This is a genomic window from Pontixanthobacter sp., from assembly GCF_049682855.1.
In the GTDB taxonomy this organism is placed as follows: Bacteria; Pseudomonadota; Alphaproteobacteria; order Sphingomonadales; family Sphingomonadaceae; genus Pontixanthobacter.
In genome coordinates this window covers 226,755-246,658 of record NZ_JBAUIK010000008.1, presented here as the reverse complement: position 1 = coordinate 246,658, position 19,904 = coordinate 226,755, and the positions used below count along the sequence as shown (strand labels likewise).

Sequence of the window (19,904 nt, the reverse complement as noted above, 5' to 3'; positions counted from 1 at the left end):
CAGGGTAAAGCCAGGAAAGTGAACCTAGTTTTTGCGGCAAAAGGCAGGCTGAAAATAGACTGAATGCTGTGTTTGTGCGGCATATCAGTGTTGTATGACATTGGATCGTTTAGGGCTGAAAGATTGTATAAACCCCTCAAACTGCAAGAAAAAAAAGGCGCGGTGGGCGCTGGGGGCTGGGCCATGTTTGCTGTCTTAGCGGTGGCCGTTGCTGTTCTGGGCGGGGCATCTCGAGCGGATGCGGGACAGCTGGTGATCCTTCGACCAGTTGCTGCGTTATTTCTAATTCCTGCGATATATCTCTACGAGCCTGTCGCCGCTAAAGCGTTCAGAGCACCTCTCATATGTATTCTTGTGCTGCTCGTCATTATGATACTGCAATTAATACCGCTACCGCCTTCGATTTGGCAAAGTCTGCCAGGTCGTGAATTTGTTGCAGAGCTGTCTCTCTTAGTAGGGCAGGGCGATTATTGGCGCCCGATGTCACTTACTCCAACAAGAACCCTCAACGCACTGTTCAGCCTTATAATTCCAGTTGTTGCCCTGCTGATCATTGTGGTGACAAAAGTTAAGCGCACAACCCTGCTGTATGTTGTGGCTTCTATCGGCTTTGTCGATGCATTGATCGGCTTGGCACAGATTATCAGTTCCGGAAATGAGTGGCTTTATCAATACCGCATCACAAATCACGGCAGCGCAGTGGGATTGTTCGCTAACGAAAATCACTCTGCAGTGTTTGGGGCAATTTCTCTCATGGTCATCGCATATATTATTTGTGACCAAAACCGTAAGCACTCTCGACATTGGCAAAGTGCTCTGTTGTTTGGCGCGTTCGTTTTCGTGCTGCTGCCCTCACTGACGGCAGGTTCTAGAGCAGGGCTACTCTCTACGTTGTTCGCTTTGTTGGCTAGTGCGGCTATGTTTTTGCTTCACTTAGGGCTTAACAAACATTCTAAAAAGGATTTGCCTACCATATTTGGTGTTCCTATCGGATCAAGGCTTTTATCCGTCGGTTTGTTGGTTGCCATAACTTCTATAACCACGCTGTTTTTCACATTTGACCGTGCCCCTGCCTTGCAGTCTTTAACAAGCGCCGGAGCCTTTGACGATATGCGGTTCAAAATAATACCTGTGCTAACTGAGATGGTTTCAACATTCTGGTTTTGGGGTGCCGGCTTTGGATCATTTGAAGAGGTATATCACATATATGAGCCCGCGGCACTTATGACTCCAGAGTATGTGAATCAGGCCCATAATGATTGGGCGCAGTTTTTTATTGAGGGCGGTGTTCCCGCCCTTTCCATCTTGGTGATTGGTGGAATTGGTTTCTTGCGGTGCTTGACTGGGCTTGGTGCGTCCAATCGCCAACAACTCATAACTCAGGTGTTCTGGATCGGATGCGCAGCAGTTGTCGTTTTCGCGAGCCTAGTGGATTACCCTTTAAGAACCCCACTATTCCAATTTGCCATAACCGCTCTACTAGCTGCACTGATCTTGGAGCCGGCAACCGATTAGGCACTATGCGATACGAGTTTATGAACGTGATAGGTCTGCACAGAGCAAGGGGGTATGTATTTTTCCATTTAGCCTGAAGAACACCCTTGCATACGGCATCACTATGGGTAAGGCCGCACGAATAAAACAAGGCACATATGATTACACCACTCAAAAGTTTGTTCATTCTTTTTTGCACCTGTTTTGCCCTGGTTGCCTGTGTTAGCACACAACCTTACGGCTCTGAACCCACAATAGAGGTAGCGGATTTGGATGCTCTTCCTGCTCCCACAGGGCTAACAGAACATATAATTGGCACTCAGGAAACATTAGAAATTGTGGTTTCTGAATCTGAGCTTCTGAGTGGTACCTATATCACGGATGGCTCGGGTTACATCAGCTATCCTTTGGTCGGTGATCTTTATTTGCAGGGCAAGACTACTCGGCAAGCCGCGAAAATCATCGCAGACCGTTTGCGGGGTGATTATGTGATTGATCCGCAGGTCCGTGTGCAGGCAACTTCTTTAGGGGCGCCTTCGATTTCAGTTGGCGGGCAGGTGTCGAAGCCGGGATCCTATCCGGCAGTAAGTTCGCCCACTCTGTTGCGCGCAGTTAATAATGCGGGCGGGCTGGCTGACTATGCTAAAAAGGATGATGTGCTGGTTATTAGAGAAGTCGATGGGCGACGGTATATCGGCGCGTACAATATCCAAGCCATCCAGCGCGGCAACTATACGGACCCTCGGTTATATCCAGGTGATATTGTGACAGTTGGCGATTCAGTTGCGCGCCGAAATTTAGAAACAGTGCTTGGATTTATTCCACTATTGTCGACGAGTGTCGTACTTGTCGACCGCGTGCTAAACTGATTGCAATTTTATGACACGAGCTGATTACGATACCCAAAAAATGCCAACATTGCCAGGCGCGGCAATAGGCGACGATGTATCTCGAAATGATGCCCTGATTGACTTTGATAGGCTATTGATCCAAGCGTTGGAGCTTAAATATTGGCTGGTTGGAATCGTTATAGCAGGCTTGTTGGCCGGCCTTGTCGTCACCCTACTTTCCACCGACTTATACAAAGCCGCCTCTCGGATTGAAATTTTGCTGACACAGCAAAATGCAACCGCAATTGACACCTTTGAATTGCAAGGCAGGGGCGATGATCGTCTTTACATCACGACTCAAATCGAATTGCTGCAATCGTACTCGGTTGCCGAACGTGTAGTCGATTCAGGCAACTTGACCAGGGATGCGAATTTTCTAGACGCCTTCAATATAGATGAAGAACAAAACGTGTCAGCCCGTTATATAGTTGGGATTTTGCTCAATAACATCACTATCACGAAAGTCGAAAACTCGTCTCTGATCGATTTGGAGTTTTCCAGTCCCGACCCGGATGTTTCGGCAAGCATTGCAAACTTATGGGCTAGAGAGTTTTTGAGTGCGAATTACGAGAAACAATTTGGAGATAATATCGAGGCGCGCGACTCGTTGGACGCGCAGATTGAAGAGTTGCGTGAGAGGCTGTCCTTGTCTGAAAGCGAGCTTATTCAATATGCTAATGCTAACGGTATTGTAATATTAAATAGCGGTGGAGAGCAGGGCGGTTCAGAAACTGCATCGCAGTCGCTTATTGGCTCTGAACTCACTTTGTTAAGTGAGGCATTGGCTCTGGCTACAACAGAACGTATCAGAGCGGAAAGTGCCTTACGAGCCGGTGCCTCCAATGAAAATGCCAACAGTGGACTAGCTGCTTCACAATCAAGGTTGGCCGAGGCACAAGCACAGTTGGCGGAGCTCCAATCAAAATTTGGTCCTGCTTACCCTGAAATCAAGTCTAAACAGGCTGAGATTTCAGCCATTAGGCAGGCTATTTCTCGTGAAAACTCCAATGATGATCAAAGCTTACGGTCGCAGCTCAAAAAAGCAAGGTTGCAGGAGAGTTTGCTCCGAGCAAAATTAAACGAAACTAAAAACACCTTCTTGGGTCAGCAAAATCAGGGTATTCAATATGGTATTTTGCAACGTGAAGTCGATACCAATCGTCAGATCTATGATGCGCTTTTGCAGCGGTATAAAGGACTTGAAGCTGCTGGTGCAGGTAAAAATAATATTACCTTAGTAGACCTCGCGGTCGCACCATCGAGCTCATATTATCCTTCCTTGTTTTTTAACTTGTTAGTTGGCCTTGGCCTTTCATCAATTTTCGCGGTACTGCTCGTATACGTTCGCGAAACAATGGATAATACTGTCAGGGATCCATCAGACATCTCGCGTCGCCTAGGGCTGTACGCTCTCGGACTAATCCCTCGTTTAGAAGGCCAAGATATCGTTGAAGCCATCCAACTCCGTAGCTCCGAGATAAGTGAGGCTTACTCGGCAGCGAGAACCAATATGATGTTCCTCACCTCCACAGGGGCCCCGCGTTCTGTCATGTTGACGAGCACCCGTCCCAATGAAGGTAAAAGTATCTCTTCCGTCGCTTTGGCACGCAGCTTTGCGCAACTCGGCAAGAAAGTGCTTCTCATTGACGCTGATTTACGCAACTCAGGCCTGAGCGACTTTCTCGGCTACGACAGCACACCAGAAATAGGTCTTAGTGCATTGCTGGTCGGTGAAGCGTCGTTGCCAGAATGTACAATTGAAATCGATTCACATGGGTTTGATTTATTGCCGACAGGCCACAAACCGCCAAATCCAGTAGAGCTTCTTGCTGGACCTGCCTTATCCAACATTGTACAGACTGCGCTCGAAGACTACGATCAGATCATCGTTGATGGAGCACCTGTTTTAGGGCTTGCGGACGCTCTAGAAGTGTCGAAAGCAATTGAGGGCGTCGTTTTCGTTGTTGAATCCAATGGTGCAAATATTCGCGCAATTGACAACGCTCTGACACGTCTGCGTTCAGCCAATGCCAATATTTTGGGTGGACTTATAACCATGCTTGACCAACGTAATTCAACTTACGGTTACGGGTATGGCTACGGCTACGGTTACGGGTATGGTGAAACCGGCAAAGTTGCACAGGAAAGTTAAATGATAGCGCACCCCGTGCGGTTAGCCTTTGCGTCAATAGTCGGAATCCTTCTGGCAATAGTAATGGCAGCACAAACGAGTAGCAATGTTTTGCTTCGTGAAAGCCCAGAGCAGGCTGCATTGCTAATGCCCCAAAATGGTGTTGTTTTGGAAAAGATCGCCACGCAGAAATTCATTGCGGGAGTCAAAATCGAAAGCGATATTGCTCCTTCGGCAAAAGCCGCACGAGCCATCGCAAAGAAGTCATTTGCAATTGAACCGTTAACGCCCAAATCGCTTGGCATCATCGCTTTGGCTCAACAGGACATAGACAAAAAAAATCAGATTTTGGATTTGGCCTCAAAATTGAACAGGCGAGACTTATTACTCCAGGGTTTAGCTCTAGAATCGCATATCGATAGAAAAAACTTTGCCGAAGCCCTGACTAATTTAGACAATATCGTTAGGGTTCACCCGGAACAAAAAAGCCGTTTCTTTCCCGTGCTGGCGGAATCTCTACAATACCCAGAGGCTGCTTTTGAATTGGCTGCAATACTTGATAATAGCTCAGATTGGCATGGCCAATTCCTAGAATTTGCTGCCAAAGACAAAGCTTCTTTGCCAAATTTAGTCCGATTACGTCTTGCGCGTGATCACGTACATAAAAATATCGATCGACGGTTAATTTCAGGGTTGTTGGCAGTTGGTGAAGCAGATGCCGCTCATGAGATATATCTCAAGGCCGTTTCGGAGCGTCCGAAAACTACCAGCGCATCAGATATTTCATGGCAATCAGAGTTCATCCCTTTCGACTGGAAATTTGCGAGCGAAACTGGCTTTCGCGCACAATCAGTCACTAGCGGTACGGCAATAGAGGTGTTCGTCCGCACAGGTGAGGGCGGCATTCTTGCGGAGCGCCTCATTGCACTACCTTCGGCTCGGGCACAATTGCAAATCTCGCACACGCTTACCCCAGCGGCGCAAGTTAAAGATGTTCGAATGCAAATTAGTTGTCCTGGCGATCCAGAGCCCGTCCTTGATCAACCTTTCCGAATTCGCCCCATGCAAATCGACTTACCAAACTTTGCCGGTCGCTGTGACTACGCCCGGGTTGCGATTTATGCGCGATCTTGGTCTGGGCGTTCGCCTATTCGCGGTGAGATCAACCAGCTCAAAATCGTCTCGAAGTAAGTAACAGCCGTCAATCCAGCGCGATATCGGGTGCGTCTTCCTGTTTCATACCGACCACGTGATATCCGCCATCGACGTGGTGCACTTCACCTGTGACACCGGACGATAATTCGGACAGGAAATAGACGCCAGAGCCGCCGACATCGTCAATCGTTACATTACGGCGCAGAGGTGAATTGAGTTCGTTCCATTTGAGGATATAACGGAAATCGCCAATACCGCTGGCGGCCAGCGTCTTGATCGGGCCCGCGCTGATCGCATTGACGCGGATATTCTGCAGCCCAAGATCATTTGCCAGATATTGCACACTGGTTTCCAGCGCGGCCTTGGCGACGCCCATGACGTTATAATGCGGGATCACTTTCTCCGCGCCATAATAGCTCAATGTCAGGATCGATCCGCCATTGGGCATCATCTCTGCTGCGCGCTTGGTCACAGCCACCAAGCTGTAAGCAGAGATGTTCATCGTCATCAAAAAATTGTCGAGACTGGTGTCGATATATTGGCCGCGCAATTCGGCCTTGTCGGAAAACCCGATTGCATGAACCACAAAATCTATTGTGTCCCAGCGGCTTTTAAGTGTTTCAAATGCAGTATCGAGCGCATGCATTTCCGACACATCGCATTCAAATGTAAAATCTGATCCCAGCCGCTCCGCCAATGGTTTTACGCGTTTGGCCAGGGCATCGCCCTGATAGGTAAAGGCAAGCTCCGCCCCCTGGTCGCGCAATTGCTTTGCGATACCCCAAGCGATCGATTTCTCGTTGGCGAGGCCCATAATCAACCCGCGCTTGCCTGCCATCAAACCGTTCATTGCGTCTTGTCCTTCACTAAATCTACGCCATCAGAATTGTCTGGGGTACTCTCATTTGGCGGATTTGCCAGTGCAGCGTTGAGCTCTGCGCCGATTACCATGCCAAGGCCGACCAGCCAGAAGAAAAAGAGGGAGATCATGATCCCGGCAAGGCTGCCATAGGTAAGGTTGTAATCGACGAAATTCGATAGAACTTTTGGTAAGGCAATGGTCACTGCGATCCACCATGCGGTGACCAATGCAGCACCCGGCCACTTGGGATATCGCCGCCCGCGATATTGAACCGGTGTCAATGTGATAAACAACATGAAAATCGACCCGAACAGGCCAACCGCCGGTATAATTCTGGACAGCGATAATTCGTTCATCGCTTCCATGAACCACGGTATGTAAGATGCGATAACCTGCTGCGCCGCGCCGATCAGAAACTGCGTGATGAGTGAGAGCATCAGCACGATGACCGAAGCGATAATTATGCCGACTGACAGCAGACGGGAGCGCCAGAATGCCAATGTCGCCTCGGTTCCGTAAGCGCGCCGCAATATGTCGCGCACCGTTTCGATCAAGCCGGATACGGTCCACAGGCCAAATGCGCCGCCAACCCACAACAGCAAACCACTGCGCGATTCCACCACGGTGCGTGCCACCGGTTCAATCACGCCGCGAACGGTTGGCGGCAAAGCCACAAGCATCGCATTGACGAGCGCAAGACGCTCGCTCTCCTCCCCTATTGCAGAAAATAGCGCGGCACCGAAAATGAAGAACGGGAAGATCGAAAGCATCGACAGATAGGCAAGATTGCCAGCATGGATGAAGCCATCATTCCACGCGCCAGCGATGGTTCGGCGAACGATATCAAAAATCCGCGAGCCCGGCCCCAGCTTACCCTTTACCAGATCACGCTTTCTCCGGCGAGCTTCGGGCGACAGAGACGGTACAGGAGTGGATTCTATGTCGCGAGAGTGGCTGATCGGAAGATCCCTCGTGTGATGTGATAGTCTGACTAAGCGTTAGACGCCCATTTGCTTACGCGGATTGTCATGGTCATGCCAACCATCCAACCGGCTGTTCAGTTCAGACAGGTCTTCGGGAAGGGTAATTTCCAATGTGACCAATTGGTCACCGCGCGCGCCGTCCTTGGCTGAAAAGCCTTTACCCTTGAGCCTCAGCACAGTGCCGCCATTGGTACCGGGTTTCAGCGTCATCATCACGGCGCCATCAACCGTGGGAACCTTGATCTTTGCGCCATTTACCGCCTCATCCAGAGTGATCGGCAGATCCATGCGCACGCTGCTGCCATCGCGGCGGAAAAATGCGTGATTGTCGATTGAAATAACCACGATGCCGTCCCCTGCCCCGCCTGCGCCTTTCTCACCTTTGCCTTTCAGCCGGACCTTGGTGCCGTCCTCCACACCGGCGGGCAATTTCATGTCGATGGTCTTGCCATCCGCCAGTGTGATGCGCTGCTCGGTAAGACGTGCGGCATCGATAAAGGGCACGCGCAAGCGGTACGTAATTTCGGCCCCTTTACGCGGTGGCGGAGGAGGAGGGCGCCGCCCGAAGCCCGAAGGGCCAGACTGGCTGCGCGCGCCGGCACCGCCGAACAGACCTTCAAAAATGTCACCCAGATCAACGCCTTCTGGCGTGAACCCTTCGAAATCCTGCGCATTGAAGCCGCCCTGTTGTGTGCTGCGGCCGCCCATGCCGCCCATACCACTATGCCCCCGGCTACCACCAAACCCGCCACCACCAAAGGGACTGGCCGGATTGCCGTCACCATCAATTTCGCCGCGATCAAACTGCGCGCGCTTGGTTTTGTCAGACAGCAAATCATATGCCTGTGTGGCCGCTGAAAAACGCTCGGTCGCTTTCGGATTGTCTTTGTTCTTGTCCGGGTGCAGTTCCTTCGCCAGTTTGCGATAGGCGCTCTTAATTTCGCTCTCGCTCGCGCTGCGGGCCACGCCCAAGGTTGCATACGGATCACTCATAGCGTGTTAGCTAGGTGCAACAGTGCTGCTGCGCAAGCGATTGCTGCATAGTAATTGCCCCGTCGCCAAGATCGATCATGTGTCTTTTCACTCACTCCACCAGCCGTTAAAGCCGCACTCATGAGTTTAGAACAATTACACAGCGAAATCCCTTCATCCGATCCTTTCGACCTGTTCGATCTGTGGTTTAACGACGCGCTTGAAACCGAAATCAATGACGCAAATGCGATGGCTTTGGCGACGTCCACGCCTGATGGCAGTCCGTCGGTGCGGATGGTCCTGCTCAAGGGGCATGATGCAGACGGTTTCACATTTTATACCAATGCAGAAAGCCGCAAAGGCGGGGAAATACGCGCAAATGCGCAGGCGGCGCTGCTGTTTCACTGGAAATCCCTACGCCGGCAAATCCGCATCGAGGGGCCGCTTAGCGAAGTCACCCCAGAGGTGGCCGATGCTTATTTTCACAGCCGGTCGCGCAATTCGCAACTGGGCGCGGTCGCCTCTGACCAGTCTCGCCCTTTGCCGGCACGGTCCGCATTTGTTGAGCGGTTCAAGGCCGCAGAGGAACGGTTCAATAATGGCCCAGTAGAACGTCCTGCGCATTGGACGGGCTTTACCGTCAAACCCACCGCGTTTGAGTTCTGGCTGGACCGGCCCAACCGCCTGCATGACCGCCGCCGGTTCACGCGCGGGCCGGGCGGCTGGGATGACGGCCTGCTGTATCCATGACCCGCGATGCAGCGCCAGATTCATCAGCAGATCGCGCTGCGCTAACGCATAGCGCCGCGCGCGCTTCGATCATCACAGCCATATTTCTGGTAGCTCTCAAACTATGGGCAAGCTCTGAAACCGGCTCTGCGGCTATGCTCGGCAGTCTGGCCGATAGTATGCTGGATATGATTGCGAGCATTGCGACATTGACCGGTGTATGGATTGCCGCGCAACCCGCGGACCGAAACCACCGTTTCGGGCATGGCAAGGCAGAGGCGCTTGCGGCGATATTCCAGGTGCTATTGATCGCCCTGTCTGCGGCGGCAATCTGTTTCCGGTCTGTTATCAGTTTGGTGGAAGGGGAAACGACACGCGCCGCACCGCTCGGGATCGGCGTGTCGATAGTTGCCATTGCCGCCACGCTGCTGTTGCTGTTGTGGCAGCGGCACGTGATCACACGGACAGGATCGGTCGCAATTTCTGCTGATCATATGCATTACCAATCGGATTTATTGCTAAATCTGGCGGTTATTGCGGCATTGGTGCTTGACCAATATGCCGGGTTTCAGTTCGCGGATCCGTTATTCGGCCTTGCAATAGCGGCGTGGCTCGTATGGGGGGCCTGGCGGGCTGCTGGCGAGGCGATCGATCATTTGATGGACCGTGAATGGCCAGAGGAAAAGCGTCTGAAATTCATTGAGATCGCGGCCCGGCATCCGGAGCTTAGCAATTTGCATGATTTGCGGACGCGGAGCAGCGGCAATCAGGACTTCGTGCAGTTTCATGTTGATTTGCCGGGCAGTATGACAGTCGAACAGGCGCATAATATCAGCGACCGGGTCGAGCGTGATTTGGCGCAGCATTTCCCGAATATGGAATTGCTGATCCATATTGACCCGGCGGGCCATGTAGACGAGCCGGGAAATACGCTGGTTGAAAGCGACGAGTTTGAGAAATTGGAAAAAGAGACATGACAGATCTCCCCTATTGGCACGTTGATGCTTTTGCGGACCGTCCATTCACGGGCAATCAGGCAGCAGTGATGATGCTTGAAAGCTGGTTTGATGATGCGGTTTTGCAGGCCATTGGTGCGGAAAACAATTTCGCGGAAACGGCATGTATGGTGCCCGACGCAACCGGCGCAGCGGATTATGAGCTCCGCTGGTTTACACCCACGTCCGAAGTGGCATTGTGCGGCCATGCCACTCTGGCCGCGGGCCATGTCGCCTTGACGCGCGATGGCGCGAAGCCAGGCGATCGTGTCACTTTCCGCACGCGCAAAGCCGATATTCTTGCGGTTTATAAGACGAAGAACGGCTATGAACTGTCGCTACCGGTTACTATAGTAAAAAAACGCGATGATGCGGCGCTGATGGCGGCACTGGGCGGCGCAGGCACAGTGTTCCACTCGGTCAGCGGGGCAGAGCAAACCGCCATAATCCTGTATGAAAATGAGGCTGCCATTCGCGCACTAGCCCCTGATATCCGTGCATTGGGGGCGATCGACATCATGGCAATCTGCACTGCGCCGGGCGGCAGTCACGACGTTGTCAGCCGGGTATTCGTGCCCGCATGGGGCGTTGACGAGGATAGCGTGACCGGAGCAGCGCATGCCGCACTTGCACCGTTTTGGGCAGAGCGTTTGGGCCGCAACCAGTTCACGGCGCATCAGGCATCACAGCGAGGGGGTGATCTGATCTGCCGTCTCGAAGGAGACGGACGAGATGGGCGTGCATGGCTAGGCGGGCCGTGTGTAACGGTGGTCGAAGGCGTTTTTCATTTACCCTGACGCGTTACCGCACCGGATACAGCTCCATAATATCCGCCAGCTCCTGCAGCATGGGTGGACGTTCCTCGCTGGTCGAATGGCCAAGCCGCACAATGGTTAGGCCTTGTGTGGGGGATACCAGCACATATTGGCCCATATGCCCGATGGCTGCGAACATCGTTTCGGGGGCGCGATCAGGGAATAACGGGTGCTGGTTGTCACCAGTGGGCCGGTTAAGCCATGTCTGCCCGCCATAATGCGGACTGCGCGTGCTGGGAGACGTCATAAAGTCGATCCATTTGCGCGGTACAATCTGCGCTCCGCGGACAGAGCCGCCATTCCGCAGAAATTCCCCAAATTTGCCCCAATCCCGGGCCGATGCATGCATTAAACTGCCACCGATCAGCGTGCCATTGGCGTCATATTCGGTAACGATAGAATCCATACCAATCGGACCGAACAGCCGCGTTTGCAAATAGGTTTCCACCGCATCGCGCCGCGTATCAGGATCGCTACTATTGGTGAGCACGCGCGCCGCCACATCGGCCAAAATGACCGTTGTATTGCTTGAATATTCAAATTTTGCGCCTGGCTCTGCCTCTAGCGGTTGGGACGTTGCCCAATCGGCCATGTCATCACGGCCATCCAGAAACAGCATCCGCACTTCGGACGATTCGTAAGGCGGATCGCCAGCTTCTGTATGGCGCAGCCCGGCGCGCATTTGCAGCAATTGTCGCAACGTAATTTCACCGCGCGGATCACCCGGCCTGTTCCAGCGCGGTTCGGGCACCGATTCGTCGAGCCGCAAGCGCCCGTCAGCCACCAGCATTCCGATCATCACTGCAGTGACTGTTTTTGCCATCGACCAACCGACAAAACGGGTATCCTTGGAATATCCTGCGCCATATCGTTCTGCCACCAGCGTTCCATTGTGATAAACCAGTAAAGCCCGCGTTTCACCCAAGCCATCTTTGGCGAACAGGTCATCAATCTGGCGCGCGAGTATATCGCTTGGCGCACCGGCATTGTTGGACACTGCGGCCAGCGCCGCATCAGTCAGCGGTACATTGGCCGTCGGCGCATCGCTGCATCCGGCAAGAATTAGCGGCAGAAAGGTTGGCAAGATAGCGCAGCGCGCGATATGGGCACAGTATAGTCCGGTCATGGGGACTTCACTCGCGCACAGGAAAACGCTTGGCAATGATAAAAGATGGTCGCGCCGCATCGTCACGCCGCTGGCTCTGGGTATTCTTGCTGGTGATCGCAGCGGCCGCGGCGGCGGTTTGGTTTTTCCGCGCACCGATCCAGGGTTACGCAGGTGCCGGCACGGCCTATACGGCGCGGGTCGCCTGTTCCTGCCGGTTTGTGAGCGGGCGTGATCTGGACGATTGCGAGAAAGACAAGCTGAACGGCATGGAGCTGATCTCGCTCAAAGAAGATGCCGAGGCCAAAAGCGTGACGGCGCGCTTTCCATTGATCATATCGGAAACGGCAACATACCGCGAAGGCTATGGCTGCGTCCTGGGACGTTGGCCCGACTGAATGCCTGTATGGCGATCAATCGGTTGAATCGATCCATCCCCCGCCAATCACACGATCGCCGCAATAGATGACGGCCGCTTGCCCCGGGGCAACACCAAATTCCGGCTGCGCAAAGCGGATTGTCGTCGCCATGCTCGCGCCGAGCGGCCCATCGAGCATTATAGGGACAGGCTTGGACAAGGAACGGACTTTGGCCGTCAAAGGCGCATCGGGCAATGGGCCGATGCGGTTGGTTTCGATAATATTCGCGCAATGCACTGCGAGCATCATTTTGGGGCCGACCAGAACTTGCGCGTTTGCGGCATCCAGTCCGACGACATAAAGTGGTTCTGGCAAGCCGCCAATCTCCAAGCCCCGCCGCTGGCCGACAGTGTAATGGATCACGCCCTTGTGCTGGCCCAGCTCTTCACCGGTTTGCGCATGCACGATCGCGCCCGGCAGCCCGCCTTCGGGCCGGACTGAGCGGACGATTTTGGCATAATCCCCATCGGGAACGAAACAGATATCCTGACTGTCGGGCTTGGTCGCATTACGCAGGCCCGCTTGCTCGGCCAATGCGCGTACCTGCGCCTTGGGCATGCCGCCGAGCGGGTAGCGAATAAATTCAAGCTGGTCCTGTGTCGTTGCGTAAAGGAAATAAGACTGATCACGCGCCGGATCGATCGCGCGGTGCAGTTCTGGACCAGCGGCCCCTACCAACCGGCGCACATAATGGCCGGTGGCCAGGCAGTCGGCGTTCAGTTCCTTGGCCATCCGCAGCAGATCGGTAAATTTTGGCCCCATATTGCAGCGAATACAGGGAACCGGTGTTTTCCCGGCCAGATAATCATCGGCGAATTGCTCGACCACCTCTTCGCGAAAGGCGCTTTCATGATCGAAGACATAATGCGCAATACCCAGGCGGTCGCAAACTGCGCGCGCGTCGCCAATGTCATCACCGGCACAACACGCGCCTTTGCGGCCGGTTGCCGCGCCGTAATCATATAGCTGCAATGTAATGCCGATAACTTCGGCGCCAGTGGCGGCGGCCAAAGCAGCGACAACCGATGAGTCTACACCGCCCGACATGGCTACGACGATGCGGCAATCCTGCGGTGCGCGCGGCAGATCGAACAAAGCGGCGCTATCGAGCGCGGAATCAAAAAGCGTCTGCGTGGTCATGCCGCGCCTTTACACGTAGCGTATCGATATCGCTAGTGTGGCAGCATCAGGTCTTGCAGAGGGCAAAACATGGTTTCCAAGCGGCCCTTTCATTCCGTTTGGTAATCCTAACCAGATGTAAACTGGCGCTTTACCTGATCTTGACTAACCCGTTCTAGAGAGAGGGAATGTTCGAAGGATCTATCCCTATTGCTGACTCGTCAGAGCCGCTGGAGGCGGGCGGTTTACGCCTGATAAGCTGGCCAGAGCTGGTCGCACATTTCGATGCTGCACGTGAATTGCGCAGCGGCAAGAGCCCTGCGGCATTGGCCAATGCGGGCAGCTTTTCCGTTCTGTCCAAGGCTCTAGCAGAAGCAGATAGCGCGCATATTAACAAAACAGACGTCCGCGTTAACCCAACTATTTTAGGGCATAGCAAAGTGGATGCGTCAAGGGTGATGGCCAGCGCAGACGATGCGCCAATGCCAATCAGAGAGCAGCCATGATCGAGAACCAAAAAATACGTCCTGACAAAGTGATCGGTCCTTTGGGCGAACCGCTGTCTATTGCTGACCTGCCGCCGCCGGAAACACGCCGGTGGGTTGTTCGCCGCAAGGCAGAGGTGGTGGCTGCGGTCAATGGCGGTCTGCTGACTATTGACGAAGTGCTGGAACGCTACGGGCTTACTCTGGAAGAGTTCGCCTCTTGGCAGCGCGCAGTCGATCGTTCAGGCATGCAAGGCCTGCGCGTCACGCGGATCCAGCATTACCGCGATTTGTATGAGCGCCAGCTTAAATATTAAACTGCTACACCACCCGAAAACTGATCCTATGTCCTGTTTTCCTGATTGAGCGGGAACGCTTTCCTGCGCAGACACGTTACTGTGCAGAACATTAAAAAATCAGGAGGTTAGTATGGGTTGGATTATCGCACTTATCGTTGGCGGTGTCGCCGGGTGGCTTGCAAGCATGGTGATGAACCGTGATGCATCTATGGGTATATTTTGGAACATCGTTGTCGGCTGTGTCGGTTCGGTTATCGGAAACTGGGTTGCTGGATTCTTCGGAATTAGCGGCAGCGTTCAGGAATTTTCACTGACAGGGCTGCTTGTTGCTGTCGTTGGTGCGGTGGTCTTGCTCGGAATTGTGAATCTGGTCCAACGCGGCCGCGTTCGCTAGGTTCTAATCCTAGATCACGCAGACATTATAGATATTTGAGGGCGGGGAAGTGGCAACTTCTCCGCCCTTTTTATGTGTTCAGAGCAAGAATTGCTGTGCCGCGCACGGGTGTTCATCGGCTGGGAATGTCGCCGGTCGAGCATCTGCTTGCATGCCCGGCATGGTGCGCGTAGCGGTTAAACAGGCAGCATCAGTGTTTGCGCTGGGTGATATATGCGTATAATACACCTGCCGAGCGGGCGCCATTTTGACGCGGTGTCTGGCAAATGATGACCAAGCGCGATCAGGACTGACTATGAATTATGCAACCACTGTCCGGGCAGAAACTGCTGAATATTCGGATGAAAAATTCGATATGTCGGACGCGCGCACACAGCGCAGCAAACTGCCGATTATTATTCTGCTTATTGCCCTGTTGCTCGGCCTGATTGCCGGTGCATATTATTACGTAACGCAGGGCACAGGCGCGGTACCCGCGGGTGATGACCGTGAAGGTCAAGCAGCGGCGATAAGTGTAATCGCACCGGGTCAAACCACGATTGAGGGGCGGATTAACGCGGTGGGTACGTTGGCGGCGCGGCGCGAACTGCCCGTTGGCGTGGCCGGCGAGGGCGGGCGTGTGACGCTGGTTTCGGTTGATGCGGGTGACTGGGTACGCGCAGGTCAGGTGCTGGCGGTCATTGACCGATCGGTACAAAACCAGCAAGTGGCCAGTTCGTCCGCCCAGGTGGAGGTATCGCGCGCAGATGCCAATCTCGCCCAGGCCAATCTTGACCGCGCGCTCAAACTGGTTGAGCGCGGCTTCATCAGCAAAGCTGATATTGACCGGCTGACCGCAACGCGCGATGCGGCAAGCGCCCGTGTAAAAGTGGCGCAGGCCCAGGTTGGCGAGCTGCGCGCGCGCAATTCGCGGCTTAACATTATTGCTCCGGCATCAGGTCTCGTGCTGGAGCGGATGGTGCAGCCTGGTCAGGTGGTCAGCGCAGGTTCTGGAGCATTGTTCCGAATTGCCCAAGGCGGGGAAATGGAAATGATGGCGCAGCTGAGCGAAGTTGATCTTGCGGCTCTGTCTACCGGACTGGAAGCGACGATTGTGCCGACTGGTTCGGATAAAAATTTCACCGGCCAAATATGGCAGATCTCACCGGTTATTGACCCGCAAAGCCGCCAGGGGACAGCGCGCATTGCCTTGCCTTACGCGCCTGAATTGCGGCCCGGCGGGTTTGCCAATGCCACCATCGCCAGCGGTACATTGGTTGCGCCGATGCTGCCAGAATCGGCAATTCTATCCGATGATGATGGAGCCTATGTGTTTGTGGTCGGGGCCGACAACAAGGCGCAGCGCCGCCGTGTGAAAACCGGTCTGGTCACGGCACAAGGCATTGCAGTTATGGACGGCCTGACGGGCCGTGAGAAAGTTGTCTTGCGCGCTGGCGGCTTCCTGACCGAAGGCGAACTGATTTCCCCGCAATTGGTTGATGTGAACGGCAAGCCGGTTGGATCAGAGAAACCGGCGAGAGCTGCTAAGGGTTAAGTATCATGGATTTTCGCAACATATCCGCATGGTCGATCAGAAACCCGGTTATTCCGCTGGTGTTTTTTGTTGCCATCACGCTCGCAGGAATTCTCAGTTTCCGCGACATGGATGTGGTGAATAACCCGGATATCGAATTTCCCGCCGTCAATGTATCGATCTCCCAGCCCGGCGCCGCGCCGACGGAAATTGAAAACCAGATCACTCAACTGGTTGAGTCTGCGGTGAGCAATATCAACGGCGTCAAGACGCTCAATTCAACCGCACGTGAGGGCAGCACCAACACGTTCATCGAATTCGAGATCGGTACAGACCCCAGCGATGCTGTTGCCGAGGTGACCAGCGCCATCGACACGATCCGCGGCAGCCTGCCAGAGGGTATTTTGGAGCCGCGCATCAGCAAGGAAGAAATCGCTGGCGGCTTCCTGGGCATTTATGCGGTCGAAGCCGATGACATGACGATCGAACAGCTCAGCTGGTTTATCGATGATTCGGTTGCTAAGCGTTTGCTCACGATTGACGGAATGGGTGAAGCGGGCCGGTTTGGCGGCGTTGACCGAGAGATCGAGGTGATTCTCGACCCAGCCAAAATGCAGGCGCTCGGTGTCACGGCGCGGCAAATCAATCAGGTCTTACGCTCTGATAATATCGATGCTGCGGGCGGTATGGCCGAAATTGGCGGCACACGCCAATCTGTACGCGTTCTTGGCAATGCCGCGACCGCGTATGATTTGTCGCAAAAACAAATCAGCCTTGGCGGCGGGCGGACCGTCCAGCTATCCGCGGTGGCCACGGTACGAGACGGTTTTAGCGAGCGTACCTCGATCAGTATGGTCCGTGACAAAGAGGTCGTGAACTTTTTCATGTCGCGTGCCAAAGGCGCCTCGGACGTGACCGTCTTTGATGAAGCCAAAGAGGTGATCGGCGAGATTGAGGCAGAAAATCCCGGCGTTAACTTCATCCCGCTGTTTAACACGGTCAAGTATACGCAGGACCAGTATGACAGCTCCATCGCGGCGATGGTCGAAGGCGCGATACTGGCTGTTGTTGTGGTGTTTTTCTTCCTGCGTGACTGGCGCGCCACGGTAATCTCTGCGGTTGCCATTCCGCTATCGGCCATCCCGACATTCTGGTTTATGGATCTGCTGGGATTTAACCTTAACCAGCTGTCACTGCTCGCATTGGGCCTTGTGGCCGGGGTTCTGGTCGATGATGCGATTGTGGAGATTGAGAATATTGTGCGCCATATGCGGATGGGCAAGTCCGCCTATCAGGCGTCGATTGATGCTGCCGATGAAATCGGCTTGCCGGTGGTTGCGACATCATTCTGTATCGTGGCGGTCTTCCTGCCGGTTGGTCTGATGCCGGGAATTTCCGGCCAGTTTTTCAAAAACTTCGGGATCACCGTGGTTATCGCAGTGCTGATGAGCCTTGCGGTTGCACGGATGATCACACCGATGCTCGCGGCCTATTTCTTGCAGGCGAAAGGCCACGCAGACCACGGCGAAGGCCCCTGGATGGACCGATATATGCGGCTGCTTAACTGGTCGCTCGACCGGAGCAAGACCGCCGCGATGCGTGCTGGTTTAACCGGCGTTCGCAACAGGTTCTTTTACAGCGTTTTCATGATATTGCTGCTGTTGGCCTTGATAATCATTCCGGGAGCGGTCGTTATCGCCGGGCATGGAGCCTTGGCCGGATTGGCGATCCCGGCAACATTGGCGAATGCACTGGTAAGCGATCAAAACAGCATCTGGTGGATGCTCATCGACAAGCCGTTGGAGTTCGTCCAGCTGGCGATTGCCCTGGCCGCGGGTTTTCTTTCCATATTGCTTATATTGGGTTTTCTGGGTCTTATAACCCGCATAATGGGCAGCGGTATGGCGAATTCCTGGCGCTATCTGGTCGCGCGTTTCCATGATCACCGTGTGTGGATGGTCGGTGTTGGCTATTTCTCTCTGCTGTTGACTGTTCTGCTGTTCATGAATGTCCCCGCGCAATTCCAGCCCACGACCGACAGTGAAAACAGCCAGATCACTCTGGAAATGGTGCCTGGAACCACGCTGGCGACAACCGCGCGGGTGTCACGCCAGGTCACCGATATTCTTTACGATCAGCCCGAAGTGGTTCGCGCGCTCGAGCGCGTGCGCGAAGGAAGCTCGACCATTTACATCACGCTGAGCCCCGACCGCGAGAAAACATCGATCGAATTTGAACGCGATCTCGCCCCTCAATTGGCAAAAATTCCCGACGCGCGCGTGCGTTTCCAATCGCAATCGGGCGGTTTTGGCAGCGGCCGCGATATTACGATTATGCTGGCCGGGTCAGACCCCGTCCAGTTGGAGGCAACCGCTGCGACGCTGGTGGACCAGATGAAGGGTCTGGATACGCTGGTCGCGCCGCGTATCAATGCGGATATGAACCGCCCTGAACTAATCATCACGCCGCGCGCTGACATAGCGACGGAATTGGGTGTCACCACCGCAGCATTGAGCCAGACGATCCGTATTGCGACTATGGGAGAGATCGAGCAGAACGCTGCCAAGTTTTCGCTTTCCGACCGCCAGATACCGATCAACGTCCGGCTGCCCACCGCTGCACGCGGTGACCTCACCACGATTGCCAATCTGCCTGTGCAAACGGCCAATGGCGGTTCCGTTCCGCTCGAACGCGTGGCTGAGATATCCTTCGGATCGGGCCCAACCACCATTCAGCGGTATAACCAAAATCGCCGTATTCTGGTTGGCGCTGATCTGGCGCAAGGGATCGTCACCGGCGAGGCAATGGTTCAGATAGAGGAGCTGCCGATCCTGCAGAATTTGCCACAAGGGGTTATCCGGGATGCTGTTGGCGATCAGGCCTGGCAGCAGGAGCTGCAGGACAGCCTGCTGGTTGCGATCATTGCGGGCTTCCTGCTCGTCTTCGCGGTGCTGGTGCTGCTCTATAAACGCCTGATGAGCCCGCTGGTGAATATGACGTCGCTACTTCTTGCACCGCTGGGCGGTATCTTTTTGATCTGGCTCGTCGGGCAAGCCCAGTCAATGCCGGTCTATATCGGCATTCTCCTACTGCTGGGCATCGTTTCCAAGAACTCTATTCTGCTGATTGATTTCGCGATTGAGGAAATGGCCAAAGGCACAGGCAAGCTTGAGGCGATTATCGATGCTGGCCATAAGCGGGCGCAGCCCATCGTCATGACCACCGTGGCAATGACTGCGGGCATGGTTCCTACCGCGCTTTCCGGCCTATTGGGATCGGGCGACGGCGCATGGCGCGCGCCAATGGGCACCGTTGTGATCGGCGGCTTGATTCTGTCCACCGTGCTGACTTTGATGATCGTACCGGCAGGCTTCAGTCTTGCCGATGGGCTGGAGAAACGGATGGGCCCGTGGCTGCGCAACCGCTTCCTGACATACCGTCCCGGGGACGAGCACCAGACCGGGCGGCCCGGTGATACCGGCGCTCTCCCTGCTGAGTGATGCTGCTGCATCTGGTCTAAGGGGCTTGGCGCGAGTAGAGAGCG

General features: G+C 54.3%; 18 protein-coding genes. 13 read left to right on the top strand and 5 right to left on the bottom strand.

What is annotated here, in order from left to right:
* Positions 1 to 123: 123 nt before the first annotated feature.
* The 4 genes from WA922_RS04970 to WA922_RS04955 all read left to right on the top strand — a co-directional run bounded on the left by WA922_RS04970 (position 124) and on the right by WA922_RS04955 (position 5,706).
* On the top strand, positions 124 to 1,515 hold the full coding sequence (locus tag WA922_RS04970; protein WP_424770567.1) for an O-antigen ligase family protein: 1,392 nt from the start codon (positions 124 to 126) through the stop codon (positions 1,513 to 1,515).
* Between the two features lie 137 nt (positions 1,516 to 1,652).
* A complete protein-coding gene (locus WA922_RS04965; protein WP_424770566.1) occupies positions 1,653 to 2,363 on the top strand; it encodes a polysaccharide biosynthesis/export family protein in 711 nt (236 codons plus the stop codon).
* Between the two features lie 10 nt (positions 2,364 to 2,373).
* Positions 2,374 to 4,536 carry a GumC family protein gene (locus WA922_RS04960; RefSeq protein WP_424770565.1) on the top strand — a complete coding sequence of 721 codons (2,163 nt, stop codon included), beginning with the start codon at positions 2,374 to 2,376 and terminating at the stop codon, positions 4,534 to 4,536.
* A 63-nt stretch (positions 4,537 to 4,599) separates the two neighbouring features.
* Positions 4,600 to 5,706 (top strand): hypothetical protein, encoded by a 1,107-nt coding sequence (locus WA922_RS04955; protein WP_424770564.1) that lies wholly within the window; start codon positions 4,600 to 4,602, stop codon positions 5,704 to 5,706.
* A gap of 10 nt (positions 5,707 to 5,716) precedes the next feature.
* On the opposite strand, the gene fabI is transcribed toward WA922_RS04955, so the two are convergent.
* The 3 genes from fabI to WA922_RS04940 all read right to left on the bottom strand — a co-directional run bounded on the left by fabI (position 5,717) and on the right by WA922_RS04940 (position 8,508).
* On the bottom strand, positions 5,717 to 6,520 hold the full coding sequence (gene fabI, locus WA922_RS04950) for an enoyl-ACP reductase FabI (RefSeq protein WP_424770563.1): 804 nt from the start codon (positions 6,518 to 6,520) through the stop codon (positions 5,717 to 5,719).
* A complete protein-coding gene (locus tag WA922_RS04945) occupies positions 6,517 to 7,332 on the bottom strand; it encodes a YihY/virulence factor BrkB family protein (protein WP_424770718.1) in 816 nt (271 codons plus the stop codon). The genes fabI and WA922_RS04945 overlap by 4 nt, the downstream gene beginning before the upstream one ends.
* 198 nt (positions 7,333 to 7,530) lie before the next feature.
* Positions 7,531 to 8,508, bottom strand: coding sequence for a DnaJ C-terminal domain-containing protein (locus WA922_RS04940; RefSeq protein ID WP_424770562.1), 978 nt, complete (start codon positions 8,506 to 8,508; stop codon positions 7,531 to 7,533).
* Positions 8,509 to 8,628: 120 nt separating this feature from the next.
* On the opposite strand from WA922_RS04940, the gene pdxH reads away from it, so the two are divergent.
* From pdxH to WA922_RS04925, 3 genes are read left to right on the top strand one after another with little or no spacing between them, the layout of a single operon-like run.
* Entirely contained in the window at positions 8,629 to 9,237 is a 609-nt protein-coding gene (gene pdxH / locus WA922_RS04935; protein WP_424770561.1) for a pyridoxamine 5'-phosphate oxidase, read from the top strand.
* Entirely contained in the window at positions 9,234 to 10,193 is a 960-nt protein-coding gene (locus WA922_RS04930; RefSeq protein ID WP_424770560.1) for a cation diffusion facilitator family transporter, read from the top strand. Before pdxH ends, WA922_RS04930 begins: the two co-directional genes overlap by 4 nt.
* Positions 10,190 to 11,008, top strand: coding sequence for a PhzF family phenazine biosynthesis protein (locus WA922_RS04925; protein WP_424770559.1), 819 nt, complete (start codon positions 10,190 to 10,192; stop codon positions 11,006 to 11,008). The genes WA922_RS04930 and WA922_RS04925 overlap by 4 nt, the downstream gene beginning before the upstream one ends.
* A 4-nt stretch (positions 11,009 to 11,012) precedes the next feature.
* Here WA922_RS04925 and WA922_RS04920 read toward each other — a convergent pair whose 3' ends face one another.
* Complete coding sequence (locus WA922_RS04920; protein ID WP_424770558.1) at positions 11,013 to 12,152, bottom strand: serine hydrolase domain-containing protein; 1,140 nt, start codon at positions 12,150 to 12,152, stop codon at positions 11,013 to 11,015.
* A 35-nt stretch (positions 12,153 to 12,187) separates the two neighbouring features.
* On the opposite strand from WA922_RS04920, the gene WA922_RS04915 reads away from it, so the two are divergent.
* Complete coding sequence (locus WA922_RS04915) at positions 12,188 to 12,529, top strand: hypothetical protein (protein ID WP_424770557.1); 342 nt, start codon at positions 12,188 to 12,190, stop codon at positions 12,527 to 12,529.
* 15 nt (positions 12,530 to 12,544) lie between these two features.
* Here WA922_RS04915 and mnmA read toward each other — a convergent pair whose 3' ends face one another.
* On the bottom strand, positions 12,545 to 13,690 hold the full coding sequence (gene mnmA / locus WA922_RS04910) for a tRNA 2-thiouridine(34) synthase MnmA (protein WP_424770556.1): 1,146 nt from the start codon (positions 13,688 to 13,690) through the stop codon (positions 12,545 to 12,547).
* A gap of 167 nt (positions 13,691 to 13,857) precedes the next feature.
* Between mnmA and WA922_RS04905 the strand changes: the two genes are divergently transcribed.
* From WA922_RS04905 to WA922_RS04885, 5 genes are all read left to right on the top strand, one after another.
* The gene (locus WA922_RS04905; protein WP_424770555.1) at positions 13,858 to 14,175 is read left to right on the top strand and encodes a hypothetical protein; all 318 of its coding nucleotides are present in this window, start codon (positions 13,858 to 13,860) and stop codon (positions 14,173 to 14,175) included.
* Positions 14,172 to 14,471, top strand: a complete 300-nt coding sequence (locus WA922_RS04900) for a DUF1153 domain-containing protein (protein ID WP_424770554.1) — start codon at positions 14,172 to 14,174, stop codon at positions 14,469 to 14,471. Before WA922_RS04905 ends, WA922_RS04900 begins: the two co-directional genes overlap by 4 nt.
* Positions 14,472 to 14,583: 112 nt before the next feature.
* Positions 14,584 to 14,847, top strand: coding sequence for a GlsB/YeaQ/YmgE family stress response membrane protein (locus tag WA922_RS04895; protein ID WP_424770553.1), 264 nt, complete (start codon positions 14,584 to 14,586; stop codon positions 14,845 to 14,847).
* A 295-nt stretch (positions 14,848 to 15,142) separates the two neighbouring features.
* Positions 15,143 to 16,381, top strand: a complete 1,239-nt coding sequence (locus WA922_RS04890; protein ID WP_424770552.1) for an efflux RND transporter periplasmic adaptor subunit — start codon at positions 15,143 to 15,145, stop codon at positions 16,379 to 16,381.
* 5 nt (positions 16,382 to 16,386) lie between these two features.
* Positions 16,387 to 19,860: an efflux RND transporter permease subunit gene (locus WA922_RS04885; RefSeq protein WP_424770551.1), complete on the top strand. Its 3,474-nt coding sequence runs from the start codon at positions 16,387 to 16,389 to the stop codon at positions 19,858 to 19,860.
* Positions 19,861 to 19,904: the final 44 nt, after the last annotated feature.

Excerpts from the sequence above, each read along its gene's own strand:
- WA922_RS04895 (WP_424770553.1), top strand. The coding sequence starts at position 14,584 with ATGGGTTGGATTATCGCACTTATCGTTGGCGGTGTCGCCGGGTGGCTT.
- WA922_RS04905 (WP_424770555.1), top strand. The coding sequence starts at position 13,858 with ATGTTCGAAGGATCTATCCCTATTGCTGACTCGTCAGAGCCGCTGGAG.
- WA922_RS04960 (WP_424770565.1), top strand. The coding sequence starts at position 2,374 with ATGACACGAGCTGATTACGATACCCAAAAAATGCCAACATTGCCAGGC.
- WA922_RS04930 (WP_424770560.1), top strand. The coding sequence starts at position 9,234 with ATGACCCGCGATGCAGCGCCAGATTCATCAGCAGATCGCGCTGCGCTA.
- mnmA (WP_424770556.1), bottom strand. The coding sequence starts at position 13,690 with ATGACCACGCAGACGCTTTTTGATTCCGCGCTCGATAGCGCCGCTTTG.
- WA922_RS04890 (WP_424770552.1), top strand. The coding sequence starts at position 15,143 with ATGAATTATGCAACCACTGTCCGGGCAGAAACTGCTGAATATTCGGAT.
- WA922_RS04955 (WP_424770564.1), top strand. The coding sequence starts at position 4,600 with ATGGCAGCACAAACGAGTAGCAATGTTTTGCTTCGTGAAAGCCCAGAG.
- WA922_RS04920 (WP_424770558.1), bottom strand. The coding sequence starts at position 12,152 with ATGACCGGACTATACTGTGCCCATATCGCGCGCTGCGCTATCTTGCCA.
- WA922_RS04885 (WP_424770551.1), top strand. The coding sequence starts at position 16,387 with ATGGATTTTCGCAACATATCCGCATGGTCGATCAGAAACCCGGTTATT.
- WA922_RS04925 (WP_424770559.1), top strand. The coding sequence starts at position 10,190 with ATGACAGATCTCCCCTATTGGCACGTTGATGCTTTTGCGGACCGTCCA.
- WA922_RS04965 (WP_424770566.1), top strand. The coding sequence starts at position 1,653 with ATGATTACACCACTCAAAAGTTTGTTCATTCTTTTTTGCACCTGTTTT.
- WA922_RS04915 (WP_424770557.1), top strand. The coding sequence starts at position 12,188 with ATGATAAAAGATGGTCGCGCCGCATCGTCACGCCGCTGGCTCTGGGTA.
- fabI (WP_424770563.1), bottom strand. The coding sequence starts at position 6,520 with ATGAACGGTTTGATGGCAGGCAAGCGCGGGTTGATTATGGGCCTCGCC.
- WA922_RS04940 (WP_424770562.1), bottom strand. The coding sequence starts at position 8,508 with ATGAGTGATCCGTATGCAACCTTGGGCGTGGCCCGCAGCGCGAGCGAG.
- pdxH (WP_424770561.1), top strand. The coding sequence starts at position 8,629 with ATGAGTTTAGAACAATTACACAGCGAAATCCCTTCATCCGATCCTTTC.
- WA922_RS04900 (WP_424770554.1), top strand. The coding sequence starts at position 14,172 with ATGATCGAGAACCAAAAAATACGTCCTGACAAAGTGATCGGTCCTTTG.